At 68.3% G+C, this 16,571-nt stretch carries 17 protein-coding genes; 12 read left to right on the top strand and 5 right to left on the bottom strand.

All coding sequences use genetic code 11. The features are described from left to right. Positions 1–17: 17 nt before the first annotated feature. Together CBM2594_RS06990 and cysS are read right to left on the bottom strand one after the other, a co-directional pair. The gene (locus CBM2594_RS06990) at positions 18–881 is read right to left on the bottom strand and encodes a DNA-3-methyladenine glycosylase family protein (protein WP_198048107.1); all 864 of its coding nucleotides are present in this window, start codon (positions 879–881) and stop codon (positions 18–20) included. Continuing rightward, on the bottom strand, positions 878–2,263 hold the full coding sequence (gene cysS, locus CBM2594_RS06985) for a cysteine--tRNA ligase (protein WP_116356199.1): 1,386 nt from the start codon (positions 2,261–2,263) through the stop codon (positions 878–880). Before cysS ends, CBM2594_RS06990 begins: the two co-directional genes overlap by 4 nt. 282 nt (positions 2,264–2,545) lie before the next feature. On the opposite strand from cysS, the gene CBM2594_RS06980 reads away from it, so the two are divergent. The 4 genes from CBM2594_RS06980 to CBM2594_RS06965 all read left to right on the top strand — a co-directional run bounded on the left by CBM2594_RS06980 (position 2,546) and on the right by CBM2594_RS06965 (position 5,345). Next, the gene (locus CBM2594_RS06980; RefSeq protein WP_232346574.1) at positions 2,546–3,301 is read left to right on the top strand and encodes a tetratricopeptide repeat protein; all 756 of its coding nucleotides are present in this window, start codon (positions 2,546–2,548) and stop codon (positions 3,299–3,301) included. 72 nt (positions 3,302–3,373) lie between these two features. Beyond that, complete coding sequence (locus CBM2594_RS06975) at positions 3,374–3,958, top strand: peptidylprolyl isomerase (RefSeq protein ID WP_116356198.1); 585 nt, start codon at positions 3,374–3,376, stop codon at positions 3,956–3,958. Between the two features lie 22 nt (positions 3,959–3,980). Beyond that, positions 3,981–4,481: a peptidylprolyl isomerase gene (locus CBM2594_RS06970; protein WP_116356197.1), complete on the top strand. Its 501-nt coding sequence runs from the start codon at positions 3,981–3,983 to the stop codon at positions 4,479–4,481. Positions 4,482–4,547: 66 nt separating this feature from the next. Then, positions 4,548–5,345 carry a UDP-2,3-diacylglucosamine diphosphatase gene (locus CBM2594_RS06965; RefSeq protein WP_116356196.1) on the top strand — a complete coding sequence of 266 codons (798 nt, stop codon included), beginning with the start codon at positions 4,548–4,550 and terminating at the stop codon, positions 5,343–5,345. A gap of 25 nt (positions 5,346–5,370) precedes the next feature. Here the strand turns inward: CBM2594_RS06965 and cysE are convergent, their stop codons facing one another. Both cysE and CBM2594_RS06955 read right to left on the bottom strand, forming a co-directional pair. Then, positions 5,371–6,114, bottom strand: a complete 744-nt coding sequence (gene cysE, locus CBM2594_RS06960; protein WP_116357721.1) for a serine O-acetyltransferase — start codon at positions 6,112–6,114, stop codon at positions 5,371–5,373. A gap of 305 nt (positions 6,115–6,419) precedes the next feature. Further along, the gene (locus CBM2594_RS06955; protein ID WP_116357720.1) at positions 6,420–7,262 is read right to left on the bottom strand and encodes a TrmJ/YjtD family RNA methyltransferase; all 843 of its coding nucleotides are present in this window, start codon (positions 7,260–7,262) and stop codon (positions 6,420–6,422) included. A gap of 212 nt (positions 7,263–7,474) precedes the next feature. Between CBM2594_RS06955 and CBM2594_RS06950 the strand changes: the two genes are divergently transcribed. The 6 genes from CBM2594_RS06950 (at position 7,475) to CBM2594_RS06925 (ending at position 14,309) form a co-directional block, all read left to right on the top strand. Continuing rightward, positions 7,475–8,296, top strand: a complete 822-nt coding sequence (locus tag CBM2594_RS06950; protein ID WP_116356195.1) for an inositol monophosphatase family protein — start codon at positions 7,475–7,477, stop codon at positions 8,294–8,296. A gap of 217 nt (positions 8,297–8,513) precedes the next feature. Then, on the top strand, positions 8,514–8,729 hold the full coding sequence (locus CBM2594_RS06945) for a YdcH family protein (RefSeq protein WP_116356194.1): 216 nt from the start codon (positions 8,514–8,516) through the stop codon (positions 8,727–8,729). Positions 8,730–8,742: 13 nt separating this feature from the next. Continuing rightward, on the top strand, positions 8,743–9,852 hold the full coding sequence (ppk2, locus tag CBM2594_RS06940; protein ID WP_116356193.1) for a polyphosphate kinase 2: 1,110 nt from the start codon (positions 8,743–8,745) through the stop codon (positions 9,850–9,852). Between the two features lie 55 nt (positions 9,853–9,907). Further along, positions 9,908–10,342 carry a universal stress protein gene (locus CBM2594_RS06935; RefSeq protein ID WP_116356192.1) on the top strand — a complete coding sequence of 145 codons (435 nt, stop codon included), beginning with the start codon at positions 9,908–9,910 and terminating at the stop codon, positions 10,340–10,342. A gap of 230 nt (positions 10,343–10,572) precedes the next feature. Then, positions 10,573–13,272: a DNA mismatch repair protein MutS gene (gene mutS, locus CBM2594_RS06930; protein ID WP_232346627.1), complete on the top strand. Its 2,700-nt coding sequence runs from the start codon at positions 10,573–10,575 to the stop codon at positions 13,270–13,272. Then, positions 13,269–14,309, top strand: coding sequence for a hypothetical protein (locus tag CBM2594_RS06925; RefSeq protein ID WP_116356190.1), 1,041 nt, complete (start codon positions 13,269–13,271; stop codon positions 14,307–14,309). The genes mutS and CBM2594_RS06925 overlap by 4 nt, the downstream gene beginning before the upstream one ends. A 66-nt stretch (positions 14,310–14,375) precedes the next feature. Here CBM2594_RS06925 and CBM2594_RS06920 read toward each other — a convergent pair whose 3' ends face one another. Next, positions 14,376–14,903 carry an FKBP-type peptidyl-prolyl cis-trans isomerase gene (locus CBM2594_RS06920; protein WP_112775382.1) on the bottom strand — a complete coding sequence of 176 codons (528 nt, stop codon included), beginning with the start codon at positions 14,901–14,903 and terminating at the stop codon, positions 14,376–14,378. Between the two features lie 11 nt (positions 14,904–14,914). On the opposite strand from CBM2594_RS06920, the gene CBM2594_RS06915 reads away from it, so the two are divergent. Then, positions 14,915–16,120: a cupin domain-containing protein gene (locus CBM2594_RS06915; RefSeq protein WP_198048106.1), complete on the top strand. Its 1,206-nt coding sequence runs from the start codon at positions 14,915–14,917 to the stop codon at positions 16,118–16,120. A gap of 198 nt (positions 16,121–16,318) precedes the next feature. Next, the gene (locus tag CBM2594_RS26805) at positions 16,319–16,561 is read left to right on the top strand and encodes a hypothetical protein (protein WP_092313758.1); all 243 of its coding nucleotides are present in this window, start codon (positions 16,319–16,321) and stop codon (positions 16,559–16,561) included. Positions 16,562–16,571 lie beyond the last annotated feature (10 nt).

Here is a 16,571-nt window from a genome sequence, read left to right as displayed (position 1 = left end):
TTTTGTGGTTGTGATGCTCAATACGTCACAGGCAACGGGTCGAGGCTGCGCCACATATACCACGTCGCCACGGTGCGCCAGGGTTCCCAGTTGGCGGCGACCTCGCGCGCCTCGCTGCGCGTGACCGGTTCGCCGCTGAAGTAATTGGCCGAGATCGCGTTGATCAGGCCGACATCGTCGAGCGGCAGCACGTTGGGCCGCATCAGGTTGAACATCAGGAACATCTCGGCGGTCCAGCGGCCGATGCCGCGGATCTGCGTCAGTTCGGCGATGACCGCCTCGTCGTCCATCTGCGCCCACTGCGCGACGTGCACGGTGCCGGCCTTGAAGTGCTCGGCCAGGTCGATCAGGTATTCGGCCTTGCGCTTGGACACGCCGCAGCCGGCCAGCTTCTCGGGACCGGCGCGCAGGAATTGCGCCGGCGCCAGCCTGGGGCAGACCGCGTGCAGGCGCTCCCACACCGACTGCGCCGCCTTGACCGAGATCTGCTGGCCCACCACCGCGCGCGCCAGCGTGACGAACGGGTCGCCGCGCGACACCAGGTGCGCGGGGCCGTAGGTCGGGATCATCTTGCGCAGGATGCGGTCGCGCTTCATCAGGTCGGCGCAGGCCTCGTCCCAGTAGGCGGGGCGCACTGCGTCGACCACGGTCTCGACCGGCAGCGGCACCGCCTGCGCCTCGGGCAGCACGGCCCTGGCGTTGCGCGCGGTCTTGCCCGCAGGGCGCGAAGGCTCCTTGCCTGCGTCCTTGCTGGTGTCCTTGCCGTCCGGCAGCGGCGCCTCTTTGGCACCGGCCTTGCCCGGGCGCGGGCCGGCCGCCTTCACCCGGCCCGCGGTGGCGGGCGGCGCGGCGGTGGCGGGCTTGCGCGCGGCAGCGTTCAAGCACGCCTCCACTCGGTGGCACCGCCCGGCTTGTCTTCCAGCACGATGCCCGCTTCCAGCAGCTGGGCGCGGATGCGGTCCGCCTCGGCAAAGTTGCGCTCGGCCTTGGCGGCCTTGCGCGCCGCGATCTGCTTCTCGATCTCGTCAGGCGCCGGGCCGTGGTCGGGCCTGCCCTGCAGGAAGGTATGCGGATCGCGCTCGAGCAGGCCCAGCGTGCCGGCCAGCCCCTTGAGCTGGCGCGCGGCCGCGGTAGAGCCGGTGCGGTTGATTTCGCTGGCCAGGTCGAACAGCACCGACATCGCGATCGGCGTGTTGAAGTCGTCGCCCATGGCTTCGGCAAAGCGCTTCGCGTGGGGCTCGTCCCAGTCCACCGCGCAGCCGCCGGGCTGGCTGTCCTTGAGCGCCGTGTACAGGCGCGTCAGCGCGTGGCGCGCGTCATCCAGGTGCGCGTCGCTGTAGTTCAGCGGGCTGCGGTAGTGCGCGCGCAGGATGAAGAAGCGCACGACCTCGGCGTCGTACGCCTTCAGCACCTCGCGGATGGTGAAAAAATTGCCAAGCGACTTGGACATTTTCTCGTCGTTGATGCGCACGAAGCCGTTGTGCATCCACAGGTTGACGAAGGGCTTGCCGCTGGCGCCCTCGGACTGCGCGATCTCGTTCTCGTGGTGCGGGAACTGCAGGTCGGCCCCGCCGCCATGGATGTCGAAATGCTCGCCCAGCAGCGCGCAGCTCATCGCAGAGCATTCAATGTGCCAGCCCGGACGGCCGGCGCCCCACTTCGAGTCCCACTTGCTCTCGGGCGGTTCGCTGGCCTTGGCGGACTTCCACAGCACGAAGTCGAGCGGATCCTGCTTGGCATCGTTGGCGCTGACGCGCTCGCCCGCGCGCAGGTCTTCCAGCGACTTGCCCGACAGCTTGCCGTAGCCGCCGAACTTGCGCACCGAGTAGTTCACGTCGCCGTCGCTGGCCTGGTAGGCCAGCCCCTTGGCCTCGAGCTTGCCGATCATGTCGAGCATCTGCGGCACGTAGTCGGTGGCGCGCGGCTCGTGGTCGGGACGGATCACGCCCAGCGCCGCGGCATCCTCGTGCATGTACTGGATGAAGCGCGTGGTCAGCTCGCCGATGGTCTCGCCGTTCTCGACCGCGCGGCGGATGATCTTGTCGTCGATGTCGGTGATGTTCTGCACATACGTCACCTCGTAGCCGGCGGCGCGCAGCCACCGGTGCACCATGTCGAACACCACCATCACGCGCGCGTGGCCGACGTGGCAATAGTCGTACACGGTCATGCCGCACACATACATGCGGACCTTGCCGGGTTCGATTGGCACGAATGGCTGTTTCTCACGCGCGAGCGTGTTGTAGATGTTCAGGGGCTGCATGAAACGAAGTGAGTGGTGAGAGGAGTCTGCCGGGTTGGCACGGCAGGCAGCGCGGGCCGCGGCCGCGGGCGCAAGCGCCGCCACTGGCGCAATGCCGTCGCGCCCCATATCTTACCGGAAGGCGGTGCGCGAGTCGGGCACGCGGCCCGGCCAGCTTGCGCGCGCGCAAAGCCGCGCATGGACGCCGCACCGTGGCGGCCGCGGCATCGCCTTCGTGCCGCGCCTTCGTGCCGCACTTGCCGCTTTGCTAGAATGCCGCGGAGTATAACGGACCCGTCCTCAATGAGCCTGCCGCTGCCCTCCCCGCTTTCCGCTGCCTCCGCTGCCTCCGCTGCCTCCGCTGCCCCCGCTGCCTCCGCCGCCTGCGCTGCACGCGCGCGCCGGCGCGGATCCCGCACCGTCCTGCCGCTGCTGGCCCTGGCCGCGGCGCTGGCAGGCCCCGCGTCCGCGCAGAACGGCCCGCTGTCGCTGGCGGTGCCGACCTCGCCGGTGGGCGGCGTCCAGTCGACCGACCCGGGCATGGGCGAGGCCCAGCAGGCCGCCAACGCGCGCCGCTATGAAGACGCCATCAAGGGTTTCGACCGCGTGCTGGCCGCCAACCCGCGCAATGCGCAGGCCCGCTTCCAGCGCGCCTGGGCGCTGGCCCAGGCCGGCCGCGAGGATGAAGCGATCCAGGCCTTCAGCGAGATGGCTCAGGACTTTCCCGAGCTGCCCGAGCCGCACAACAACCTGGCGCTGCTCTATGCCAAGCGCGGCGACCTCAAGCGCGCCGAAGCCGAGCTGCTGCTGGCCACCGAGGCCAAGCCCAACTTCGCCGTGGGCTACACCAACCTGGGCGACGTCTACCGCCGCCTGGCCGAGCAGGCCTACACCGAGGCCCTGCGCCGCAATCCGGGCGATGCCCGCGCCAGTGCCGCGCTGCGCCAGCTGGCCCCGGCCTCCGCCGTGACCGTGCCGCCGAAGCCAGCCGCGGCCACCGGCCGCAAGCCGGCGCCGGCCGGGCGCCAGGCTCCCGCCAGCGCGCCCGCTGCGAACTGACAGCATCCATCCGCAACGGTCCGGCGCCTAAGCGCCGGGCCCTGTCCATCCCGACTTACCGGAGTTCCATCCATGATCCGTTCCCGTCGCATCCTCCTGGCCGGCGTGGCCGCCGGCGCGCTGGCGCTGTCTTCGTTCAGCGCGCTGGCCCAGCAGAAGGCCGCCGAGCGCGTCCAGTTCGTCACCAGTGCCGGCAAGTTCACGGTCGAGCTCTATCCCGAGGCCGCGCCCAAGACCGTCGCGAACTTCCTGGAATATGTGAAGAGCGGCTTCTACAGTGGCACCATCTTCCACCGCGTGATCAACGGCTTCATGGTGCAGGGCGGCGGCTTCGACCGCGACATGAAGGAAAAGCCCACGCGCGCGCCGATCCCGCTGGAAGCCCGCAGCGGCCTGAAGAACAAGGCCGGCACGGTTGCCATGGCGCGCACCAGCAACCCGGATTCGGCCACCGCGCAGTTCTTCGTCAATGTGGTGGATAATCCGAATCTCGACTACCCGCAGCCGGACGGTAACGGCTATGCCGTGTTCGGCAAGGTGGTGGAAGGCATGGACACGATCGACAAGATCAAGACCGTGCCGACCACCGCCTACGGCCCGATGCGCAACGTGCCGGCCGCGCCGATCGTGATCGAGTCGGCCACCGTCGTCAAATAATTACCGAACAGAGGAAACCGCCATGTCCAAGGTACAGCTCCAGACCAACAAGGGTGTGATCACCCTGGAACTCGACGCCGAGAAGGCCCCGAAAACGGTTGAGAACTTCCTGTCGTATGTCCGCAAGGGCCACTACGACAACACCGTTTTCCACCGCGTGATCAAGAACTTCATGATCCAGGGCGGCGGCTTCGAGCCCGGCATGAAGCAAAAGGACACCGATGCCCCGATCGAGAACGAAGCCGGCAACGGCCTGAAGAACGACCGCTACACCGTGGCGATGGCGCGCACCAATGCGCCGCACTCGGCCACCGCGCAGTTCTTCATCAACGTGGTCGACAACGACTTCCTCAACTTCTCGTCGCCGACCCCGCAGGGCTTCGGCTATGCCGTGTTCGGCAAGGTCGTCGACGGCACCGACGTGGTCGAGCAGATCAAGGGCGTGCGCACCGGCAGCTCGGGCTTCCACCAGGACGTGCCGCTCGAAGACGTGGTGATCGAGAAAGCCGTCGTCGTCGAATAAGCCTGTGCCTGCCGATTGCGGTGCCGTGCGCGCCCGCGTGCCGGCCTTTCCCTCCCGACACCACGCATGACCGCAATCTCCCACACGCCGGTGGCCGGTCCCCTCGAGGTACAGGCGCCGGCGTGGTTCATTTCAGACCTGCATCTGACGCCCGGCATGCCGCGCACGCTGGCGGCCTTCGAGCGCACGCTCGAGCGCGCCGCCGCGCACGCGCGCACGCTTTTCATCCTGGGCGACTTCTTTGAATTCTGGGTCGGCGACGAAGAAACCGATACGCCGTTCGCGCAACGCGTGGCGCTCGCGCTGCGCGCGCTCGCCGCGCGCGGCGTGGCGGTGTACCTGATGCACGGCAACCGCGACTTCCTGCTGGGCACGCGCTTTGCCGGCGCCGCCGGCGCCACGCTGCTGCCCGACCCCACCGTGATCGATTGCGCCGGCGAGCGCGTGGTGCTGAGCCACGGCGACATGCTGTGCATCGACGACGAACGCTACAACCGCTTTCGCCGCTGGACCCGCAAGCGCTGGGTGCAGCGCGTGTTCCTGGCGCTGCCGCTGCGCGCGCGCCTGGCGGTCGCGCGCAAGCTGCGCGCGGACAGCGAAGGCAACCGCGCCAGGCAACGCAGTGCCGGCACGGCGGTACCGATGGTCTATGGGGATGTCGCGCCCGCCGCGGCGGCCGAGTTGCTCGGTGCTGCCGGCTCGCGGCTGCTGGTCCATGGCCATACCCATCGCCCTGCCCGCCATGAAGACGCCGCGGGCGTGCGCTGGGTACTGACCGACTGGGACCTGGATGGCGCGCATCCGCGCGCCGCGTTGCTGCAACTGGACCGCGACGGCTTCCGGCTGCTGCCGCAGACCGACTGAACGCCTCCAGCCGTCGCTCGCGCCCTTACTTCATCAGCTTGCGCAGCTCGCTGGCATCGAACGGGTCGTTCGGCGTGTTTTCCAGGTGTTCGCCCAGCCGGTCGAGCGCCGCCAGCACCGCCTCGATGCGGTCATGCTGGAGCGCGGCATTGTCGATCAGGCTCTTCAGCGCCAAGGACACCGGGTCATCCGCGTTGGGCGTGATGCCATAGGCCGAGAACTCCTGCCTGGCGCCCTGCTGCACCGACGGCGCATCCGGCAGGATGATGCGGGCCGGAATGCCGACCGCGGTCGCGCCCGGCGGCACCGGCTTGAGCACCACCGCGTTGGAGCCCACGCGCGCACCGTCGCCTACCACGAATCCGCCCAGCACCTTGGCGCCGGCGCTGACCACCACGCCGACGCCGAGCGTCGGATGCCGCTTCTGGCCCTTGTACAGCGACGTGCCGCCCAGCGTCACGCCCTGGTAGATGGTGCAATCGTCGCCGATCTGCGCGGTCTCGCCGATCACCACGCCCATGCCGTGGTCGATGAACACGCGCCGGCCCAGCGTCGCCGCCGGATGGATCTCGATGCCGGTGAAAAAGCGCGACCAGTGCGAAATCCAGCGGCCCAGCCAGTGCCAGCCCGCGCGCCAGCACGTGTGCGCGAGCCGGTGCAGCAGCACGGCGTGCAGGCCCGGATAGCAGGTCAGCACTTCCAGGCGGCTGCGCGCGGCGGGATCGCGCAGCATGATCGTGTCGATATCTTCCTTCAGGCGAGAGAACATCTTGGTCGTGTCGTGGTGCCGCGCGGTGCGCCGCGCCACGCGGGCCAGGGCCCGGGGCGGGGTCGCCGGCGCGGTCGGGGGCCGGTGAAGACAGGATCAGGAGTGTAAGTGATTTACCGGCCCGCCTTGCGGCGCCGGCGTTTGGCCCCTGATCCGCCAGGGACATTGCTTGGATGCTGCGATCAACATCGACCGGGCATGCGTCCACCCGCGGCGGCAGGACACCCGGCCGCGCCGCATCGGCATGCGCTGGCCTGGTTCCTGATCGCATCAGCACGGGTTGCTGCCACAGTCCTTTGCTCCTGTCACCGGTCCGCTTGCGGACCAGGCTGGTTCTGGTTCTGCGCGGCGATCAGCATGTGCTTGGCGATGCCGCGCAGGATGTTCACTTCCTCGCGCTCGAGGCCGCTGCGCGCCAGCAGCCGGCGCAGCCGGGTCATCAGCTTGCGGGGATGGGCCGGATCGAGGAATCCGATTGCCTCCAGCCCGGTCTGCAGGTGGCCGAACATGGCCTCGACCTGCTCGGCCGTGGCCGGCTCGCCAGCATAGCCGATATTGGCGCCCGCGTCCGGGGCCGCCTCCAGCAGCGCCAGCCGCATTTCGTAGGCGATCAGCTGCACCGCCTGCGCCAGGTTCAGCGAGGCGTAGGCGGGATTGGCGGGGATATGGGTCACGGCGTTGCAGCGCTCCACCACCTCGTTGGGCAGGCCATAGCGCTCGTTGCCGAATACGAAGGCGACCTCGGCGCTGCCGCCCAGCGTCTGGCGCGCACGCGCGGCGGCGGCGCGCGGCAGCAGCCGCGGCGGGCCGAACTCGCGCTGGCGCGCGGTCATGGCCACGGTCAGCGCGGACCCGGCCAGCGCGGCGTCGACCTGGTCGACGATCACCGCGGCGGCGAGCACGTCGTCGGCGCCGCTGGCCATGGCCACCGCATCGGGGTGCCGCAGCACGTCGGGTTCGCGCGGCGAGACCAGCACCAGGCTGCCGAAGCCCATGGTCTTGATCGCCCGCGCCACCGAGCCGACGTTGCCGGGATGGCTGGTTTCCACCAGCACGAAGCGCACGCGGCCGAAGGCGTCTGCGTCAGCGTCGGCGCCGGAGCCGGAGCCGGGGATGGCGGGCTGGCTCGTATCAATTGCCGGGTTCATATACAATTCGGGGTTCTTCTTTGGCGCGGCGCCAGGTTTATGCATGCCCGCGAGACGTTCGCGACACTTTTGCGAAGCGTCTTGCAGCAAGGCCAATCGGCCAGGCGACGCCCCACGTTCTTCTACAATCCGTTGTGTTGTCAGCTGCCCATGAGCGGGCGTGCGGCGCTTTGGCGCCCCGCCGCGCGGTCGTGGCCGGCCTGGAGAGATTCATGCATCCGATGCTCAATATCGCCATCAAGGCGGCCCGCAAGGCGGGATCCATCATCAACCGCGCGTCGCTCGACGTCGATCTGGTGCGCGTCTCGCGCAAGCAACACAACGATTTCGTTACCGAGGTGGACCGCGCCGCCGAAGCCGCGATCATCGAGGTCCTGCGCACGGCCTACCCGGAACACGGCATTCTAGCGGAAGAGTCCGGCCAGTCCTGGGCCGAGGGCGAAGACAGCCACGAATACACCTGGGTCATCGACCCGCTCGACGGCACCACCAACTTCATCCACGGCTTCCCGCAGTACGCGGTCTCGATCGCCCAGCTGCACCGCGGCACGCCGGTGCAGGCGGTAGTCTACGATCCCACCCGCGACGAACTGTTCACCGCCACCAAGGGTGCCGGCGCCTTCCTCAACAACCGCCGCATCCGCGTCACCCGCCGCGACAAGCTGGCCGACTGCCTGATCGGCACGGGCTTCCCGTACCGCGACCTGGAAGGCGTGGACGAGTACCTGGAGATCTTCTCGCTGATGACGCGCAGCTGCGCCGGCCTGCGCCGCCCCGGCGCCGCGGCGCTGGACCTGGCCTACGTCGCCTGCGGCCGCCTCGACGGCTTCTTCGAGCGCGGGCTGCAGCCGTGGGACATGGCCGCCGGCATGCTGCTGATCACCGAATCGGGCGGCCTGGTCGGCAACTACGCCGGCGAGCCGCGCCAGATGGAACAGGGCGAAGTGCTGGCCGGCAACCCCAAGGCGTTCGCGCAGATGGTGCGCCTGCTGTCGCCGTACTCGCTGGATAACGTCAAGCCCAGCGCCGCCTGACCGCGGCAGATGGCCTGAGCGGCCATGCCAGCACGCCCGCCGCATTCCGGCGGGCGTTTGTTTTTATGGGATCGCCGCCGGTGCGCCCCGCGTTCGGGGCCTCGTCTCATTCCCCGGCGAGCCATGATCCTGGTCAAGGCCGCGCCGCCCTGCGCTCACCAGAATGAATCCATGCGCCACGCAACGTGCGCACGGATCCAGCCACAGGAGAGCCAGCATGTTTCCCGAGTACCGCGACCAGATCACCGCCCTCAAGACGCACGACGCCCGCTTTGCGCGGCTGTTCCACCGGCACAATTCGCTCGACCAGGAAATCCACAACATGGAAGCGGGCCTGGTACCGGCGTCCCACTTCGAGATCGAGCGGCTGAAGAAAGAAAAGCTGCTGCTCAAGGACCAGCTCTACGAAATCCTGCGCCACACCACCGCCTGACGGAGGCGCGCAGATGACCGATCACGACATCGAGCCGCCCCGCATCCCCACCGCAGCCCGGCCCCGCGCCACCTCCCGCGGCGATGTGCTGCCCACCCGTTCGGCGCTGTCGGCCCAGCGCAATGAGGTCGACAACTCCATCGAAGCCGCGGTGCAAGTGGCGGCCAGCGGCATGCGGGACATCCTGGCCAGCAAGGCCGGCGACGGCACCGGCATGCTGGGCGCCCTCCGCACGCTGCTCGACGGCCTGGCGCCGGACGAGGCCGCGCAACTGCGCAGCCTGATCCTCGAGGGCGACCCGGCCGCCTGGCAGGCCGGTCGCCAGCGCCACCCGGACGACGAGCTGTCCGCGGGCTGGCGCGAAGGCGCCTACCCGTACCAGAACCTGATGTCGCGCCGCAACTACGAGAAACAGAAGTACCGCCTGCAGGTCGAACTGCTCAAGTTCCAGGCCTGGGTGCGCGAGAGCGGCGAGCGCGTGGTGATCCTGTTCGAAGGCCGCGACGCCGCCGGCAAGGGCGGCACCATCAAACGCTTCATGGAACACATGAACCCGCGCGGCGCCCGCGTGGTGGCACTGGAAAAACCCACTGAAGCCGAACGCGGGCAATGGTACTTCCAGCGCTACGTGCAACACCTGCCGTCCGCGGGCGAGATCGTGCTGTTCGACCGTTCCTGGTACAACCGCGCCGGCGTCGAGCACGTGATGGGCTTTTGCTCGACGCGCGAATACCAGGACTTCCTGCAGCAGGCGCCGGATTTCGAGCGGCACCTGGTGCGCAGCGGCATCCACCTGTTCAAGTTCTGGTTCTCGGTCAGCCAGAACGAGCAGCGCCGGCGCTTCCGCGAGCGCGAGATCCATCCGCTCAAGCAATGGAAGCTCAGCCCGGTCGACGTCGCCTCGCTCGACAAATGGGACGACTACACCCGCGCCAAGGAAGCCATGTTCGCGCATACCGATACCGCCGATGCGCCCTGGACCGTGATCCGCTCGGATTGCAAGAAGCGCGCGCGGCTCAATGCGCTGCGCTACATCCTGTCGCGCTTTCCCTATGCCAACCGCGACACCACCGCCATCGGCCAGCCGGACCCGCTGATCGTCGGCCGCGCGCTGGCCAACTGAGCGTGGCGCGGCAACGCCGCACGCCATTCGCCTCGCACAACAGAAAAAGGACCGCATGTTCAAGCACATCCTGCTCCCCGTCGACGGCTCGGAGCTGTCGCACCAGGCCGTCTCCGCCGCCATCCAGTTCGCCCGCACCGCGGCGGCACGGCTCACGCCGTACATGTGCGTCGAGAGCTATCCCTATGTGCTGACCAGCGACAGCTCGCACGAAAAGCGCGACGCCTACCAGCAGCGCGTGGAAGCGGAGGCACGCCGGGAACTGGCCCGGGTCGAGGCCGCGGCCGCGCTGGCCGGCGTGCCATGCAGCGGCCACGTCTCCAGCGCTTCGGCACCGTATCAAGGCATCATCCATGCCGCCACGGACCTGGGCTGCGATGTCATCTTCATGGCCTCGCACGGCCGCCGCGGACTCAGCGGGCTGCTGCTCGGCAGCGAGACGCAGAAGGTGCTGTCCCATAGCGACATCCCGGTGCTGGTATTCCGCTGATCCGGCATCGATCCGGCGCATCGATCCGACACAGCGCCGCCCCTTCGGCGGCACCACCGTGCTGTACCATATCGCCCATACTCGAAAACGCCCCTTCGTGCCGCGGCCACAGGCCGCCGGAGCAGCGCCCGGCCCGCCCCCGCGGACGCGCTTTTCCGCGGCATGCAAGGTGCGCTCGGCGCGGTTCGGGCGGCACGACGCAGGCCCACCGCCAGACAGGCTAAATGGCAATGGGATTGCAGAAGAAAACCGACCCTGAACAGGCACAGGCAGACGCCGCAGGCAGCCGCCACACGCCCATGATGCAGCAATACCTGCGCATCAAGGCGGACCACCCCGACACCCTGCTGTTCTACCGCATGGGTGACTTCTACGAACTCTTTCATGACGACGCCGAGAAGGCCGCGCGCCTGCTCGACATCACGCTGACCGCGCGCGGCGCGTCGAATGGCGTGCCGATCCGCATGGCCGGCATCCCCTTCCATTCGGCGGACCAGTACCTGGCGCGGCTGGTGAAGCTGGGCGAGTCGGTGGCGATCTGCGAGCAGATCGGCGACCCCGCCACCAGCAAGGGCCCGGTGGAGCGCAAGGTGGTGCGCATCGTCACCCCCGGCACGCTGACCGACGCCGCGCTGCTGCCCGACAAGGCCGACACGTTCCTGATGGCCGTGCACCAGCAGACCACGCGCCGCGGCGTCAGCAAGACCGGCCTGGCGTGGCTGAACCTGGCCAGCGGCGAGCTGCGCCTGATGGAATGCGAAGCGGCGCTGCTGGGCCGCGAGCTGGAGCGCATCCGCCCGGCCGAGCTGCTGTATGCCGATGGCATCGAACTGCCGGCGCTGGCGTGCGCGCGCACGCGCCTGCCGGAATGGCATTTCGACCAGGACGCCGGCACGCGCCGCCTGCGCGAGCAGCTGGGCGTGGCCAGCCTGGACCCGTTCGGCTGTGCCGGGCTGGGCGCCGCGCTGGGCGCGGCCGGCGCGCTGCTGAACTACGCCGCCACCACGCAGGGCCAGTCGCTGCGCCATGTGCAGGGCGTCAAGGTCGAGCGCGAATCGGAGTACGTCGGGCTGGATTCCGCCACGCGGCGCAACCTGGAACTGACCGAAACGCTGCGCGGCGGCGAGTCGCCGACGCTGTTCTCGCTGCTGGACACCTGCTGCACCGCGATGGGCAGCCGCGCGCTGCGCCACTGGCTGCACCACCCGCTGCACGACCCGGCGGTGCCGCAGGCGCGCCAGCAGGCCATCGGCGTGCTGATCGACCAGGGCACCGACGCGCTGCGCGCGGCGCTGCGCCGGCTCGCCGACGTCGAGCGCATCACCTCGCGGCTGGCGCTGCTCAACGCGCGCCCGCGCGACCTGTCGTCGCTGCGCGACACGCTGCGCGCGCTGCCCGAGGTGCAGGCCTGCCTGCGCGACGACCAGGGCAGCGTGCTGCTGGCGCAGACCGTGCAGGACCTGGCCGTGCCGCAGGACTGCCTGGACCTGCTGGTGCGCGCCGTGGCCGAAGAGCCGGCGACCGTGGTGCGCGACGGCGGCGTGATCGCGCGCGGCTTCGATGCCGAGCTCGACGAGCTGCGCGATATCTCCGAAAACTGCGGCCAGTTCCTGATCGACCTGGAAGCGCGCGAGCGCGCCCGCACCGGCATTGCCAACCTGCGCGTCGAGTTCAACCGCGTGCATGGCTTCTATATCGAGGTCACCAACGGCCAGGCCGACAAGGTGCCCGACGACTACCGCCGCCGCCAGACCCTGAAGAACGCCGAGCGCTACATCACGCCCGAGCTGAAGGCCTTCGAAGACAAGGCGCTGTCGGCGCAGGACCGCGCGCTGGCGCGCGAGAAGCAGCTCTACGACGGCCTGCTGCAGGCGCTGCTGCCGCATATCGGCGAGCTGCAGCGCGTCGCCGGCGCGCTGGCGCGGCTGGACGTGCTGGCCGCGCTGGCCGAGCGCGCGCAGACGCTGGACTGGTCGGCGCCGGAGCGCGTTGCCGAGAACGTGGTCGATATCGTGCAGGGGCGGCACCCGGTGGTCGAGGGCCAGCTCGCGGCGGAGTCGGTCGCGTTTATCGCCAACGACTGCCAGCTCAACGAGGCGCGCAAGCTGTTGCTGATCACCGGCCCCAACATGGGCGGTAAATCGACCTTCATGCGCCAGACCGCGCTGATCGTGCTGCTGGCCTGCGTCGGCGCCTATGTGCCGGCGCGGCGCGCAGTGATCGGGCCGATCGACCGCATCTTCACCCGCATCGGCGCCGCCGATGACCTGGCTGGCGGACGCTCGACCTTCATGGTCGAGATGACCGAGGCCGCCGGCATCCTGCACCACGCCACCCCGGCATCGCTGGTGCTGATGGACGAGATCGGCCGCGGCACCTCGACCTTCGACGGCCTGGCGCTGGCCTGGGCGATCGCGCGCCACCTGCTGTCGCACAACCGCAGCCATACCCTGTTCGCCACGCATTACTTCGAACTGACGCAGCTGCCGCAGGAGTTCCCGCAGGCGGCCAACGTGCACCTGTCGGCGGTCGAGCATGGCGACGGCATCGTGTTCCTGCATGCGGTGCAGGATGGCCCGGCCAGCCAGAGCTACGGCCTGCAGGTGGCGCAACTGGCCGGCGTGCCGCAGCCGGTGATCCGCGCCGCGCGCAAGCACCTGGCCTGGCTGGAGCAGCAATCCGCCGACGCCACGCCGACGCCGCAGCTGGACCTGTTCGCCGCGCCGCCGACGCCCGACGACGACGATCCTTACGACGATGGCGACGCCAGCACGGCTGCCGATACCCTCCCCGCCGCGCTGGCGCCGGAGCAGGCTGCCGTGATCGACGCGCTGGACAACCTGGACCCGGACGCCCTGACGCCGCGCGCGGCACTGGAGGCGCTGTACCGGCTCAAGGCGCTGGCGGGCGAGGCGGTCGATAGGGTATGAACGCGCTGCGCCGGGCCCTGCCGACCCTGCTGCTGCCCTGGCTGTGCCTGGCTGCCATCGCGGCTGCCGCGCCGCAGGCGCTGGCGGCGCGGGCACCGGCCAAGCCGCAGGTGGTGCGCGTCGCGCTGATCGCAGACCTGCCGCAATGGCCCGCCGCCGAGGCCAATATGACGGCGCTGCTCGACCACTTCGCCGAGCGCAAGCTGAACCTCGTCATCCATGCCGGCGGCATCAAGGGCGATACCGAATCGTGCAGCGACGCCGTGCTCGGCAGCCGCCAGCAGTTGCTGAACCAGTCGCCGCTGCCGCTGGTCTATGTGCCGGGCGAAACCGACTGGTCCGAGTGCCGGCTGCCGGTCAACGGCAGCTTCGACCCGGTCGAGCGGCTGAACCGGCTGCGCGAACTGTTCTTTCCGGAAGACGCCACGCTCGGACGCCAGCCGCGGCCGCTGGTGCGGCAATCGGACCAGGCGCTGTTCCGCAGCTTCCGCGAGAACATGCGCATCAGCATCGGCGACGTGCTGATCGTCGGCCTGAACGTGCCGGGCGACAACAACCACTACCGCGACGAGGGCGGCCGCAACGGCGAATTCGAGGACCGGCGCGAAGCCAACCGGCAGTGGCTGGCGCGGGCGTTCTCGGTGGCGCGCCAGCGCGACCTGAATGGCATCGTCGTGGTGGCGCACGCCGACCCGCATTTCGCCAACGGCTGGGAGAAGAAGGGACGGCCCACGCTGCTCGATGGCTTCATGCGCCATCGCACGCGGGATGGCTATCTGGAATTCAAGCGGCAGCTGCGCGACCTGAGCGCGCGTTTCAACGGCCAGGTTCTGCTGGTGCACGCGGCCGGCAGCGGCGCCGACGCCGGCTTCGGCATCGACAAGCCGCTGCGCGATACGGCCGGCAAGGTGATGCAGAACTTCACGCGCGTGTCGCTGCCGACCAGCACGGTCTCGCAATGGGCCGAGCTGGTGATCACGCCGGCCGCGGCGTCGCCGTTCGCGGTGGTACTGAAGGACGCCCCGGCGCCGAACTGACCGCGCACCCAAAGCAAAGAAGCCGGCAACGGCCGGCTTCCTGGTGACACCACTGCAAGCGCAAGCTCAGTGCAGCGTGCGCGGGGTATCGTCGTCCTCGTCCTCGTCCACCACTTCAACGCCCGAGGCGCCGTGGGCGTGGCCATGCTCGACTTCCTCGGCGGTGGCTTCGCGCACTTCCGACACCTTCAGCCAGAAGCGCAGCGCCATGCCGGCCAGCGGATGGTTGCCGTCCAGCACGACCTTGTCTTCGGCCACGTCGGTCACGGTGTAGATAATGGAGTCTTCTTCGTCGCCGTCCTCGGGCATGCCTTCGAACTGCATGCCGACTTCGAGCGGCTCGGGGAAGCGGTTGCGCGGCTCCACCTTCACCAGGTCGGCATCGTAGTCGCCGAACGCGTCTTCCGGCTCCAGCTGCAGCTGGGTCTCGAAGCCGGTGTCATGGCCGTCGAGCGCTTCCTCGATCTTGGGGAACGTGCCATCATACCCGCCGTGCAAATAGACCATGGCTTCATCTGACTCCTCGATCAGATTGCCTTGCGCGTCCGATAGCTTGTACATCACGGACACCACCGTGTTCTTAGCGATTTTCAATTCTTGACTCCATGAACGATTCCGCATTATACGCGCAGGCCCTGCCCCCTGGCCCCGTCGATCCAGACACTCCGCTCGACCTGCTTGGTGGCATGACGCCTGCTGCATTCATGCGGGATGTCTGGCATCGCAAGCCCTTGCTCATTCGACAGGCGGTGCCGGGAATTGTGCCGCCGGTGTCGCGCGATGCGCTTTTCGATCTCGCCGATCGCGACGATGTCGAATCGCGCCTGGTGACGCACTTCCGCAACCGCTGGAAGCTCGCGCACGGTCCATTTGCGCGCGAAAACCTGCCCGGCGTCAAGACCCGCCAGTGGACCCTGCTGGTGCAGGGCGTCAACCTGCACGATGCCGCCGCGGCGGAACTGATGGGCCGCTTCCGCTTCGTGCCCGATGCCCGCCTCGACGACGTGATGATCAGCTACGCCACCGACGGCGGCGGCGTGGGCCCGCACTTCGATTCCTATGACGTATTCCTGCTGCAAGTCTCGGGCCGGCGCCGCTGGCGCATTTCGTCGCAGACCAGCCTCGAACTGATTCCCGACATGCCGCTGAAGATTCTTGCCGACTTCAGCGCCGAACAGGAATGGGTGCTGGAACCGGGCGACATGCTGTACCTGCCGCCGCAATATGCGCACGATGGTATTGCCGAGGGCGAATGCATGACCTGCTCGATCGGTTTCCGTGCGCCCGCCTATCGTGAATTGGCCGGGCACTTCCTGGCGTGGCTGTCGGAAACGGTGGAGGACAACGAAGAACTCGGCGGCCGTTATGCCGATGCCGGCGAGCGCGCCGCGACGCGTCCCGCGCAATTGCCGGCCGGCATGGCCAAGGCGGTGGCGGAACGGCTCAAGGCATTGCAATGGAACAGCCAGATGGTGTCGGAATTCCTGGGCAGCCATCTGTCCGAACCCAAGCCTGGCGTTGAATTTGCAGAGATCGCTGACATGCCGTTGCGCCGTTATGCGACACTGGCGTCCCGGCATGGGGTGGTACTGGCCCCGGCATCGATTGCGCTTTACGACCGGGCCAATTTCTTCCTGAATGGAGAAGCCTACGAGCCGCCGGCTGAATTGATGCCGTGGCTGAAGAAGTTGGCCGATAATCGGCAGCTTAGCGCGCAGGAGGTCGAGACCTGTGCCGATCTGCCCGATCTGATGGAAACCTTCCATCACTGGACCCTGGAAGGATGGTTGCAATTGGGGCCGCGGCTGTAATAATGCGTAACATTGCGAATCAGCAAATTTCGGCGCTACACAAGCCGGGAAAACGCGGATATAATCGTTGGCTGGCTAGTACTGTGGACCACTGCATATGTCGGCACCCGGGAGGGCCTAATTTTGCAGTTCAAGAGCGATAATTACCGGTAATTATTCATCGCCTGTTTTTCGTTATTACAAGTTAAAGGACGAACAATGAAGAAGTCTCTCCTGATCGCATCGCTGCTGGCCGCTGTTGCTCTCGCTGCTTGCGGCAAGAAGGAAGAAGCTGCCGCTCCGGCCGCTGACACGGCTGCTCCGGCTGCCACCGCTCCTGCTGCTGAAGCTTCGGCTCCGGCTGCTGAAGCCCCGGTCGCTCCGGCTGCTGACGCTTCGGCCCCGGCTGCTGACGCCTCGGCTCCGGCTGCTGACGCTTCGGCTCCGGCCGCCAAGCAGTAATCGGTTCTTC

The sequence above is a fragment of the Cupriavidus taiwanensis genome, assembly GCF_900249755.1.
Classification (GTDB): domain Bacteria; phylum Pseudomonadota; class Gammaproteobacteria; order Burkholderiales; family Burkholderiaceae; genus Cupriavidus; species Cupriavidus taiwanensis_D.
Note: the sequence above shows the minus strand (reverse complement) of the source record. Positions and strands in the feature narration are given on the sequence as shown.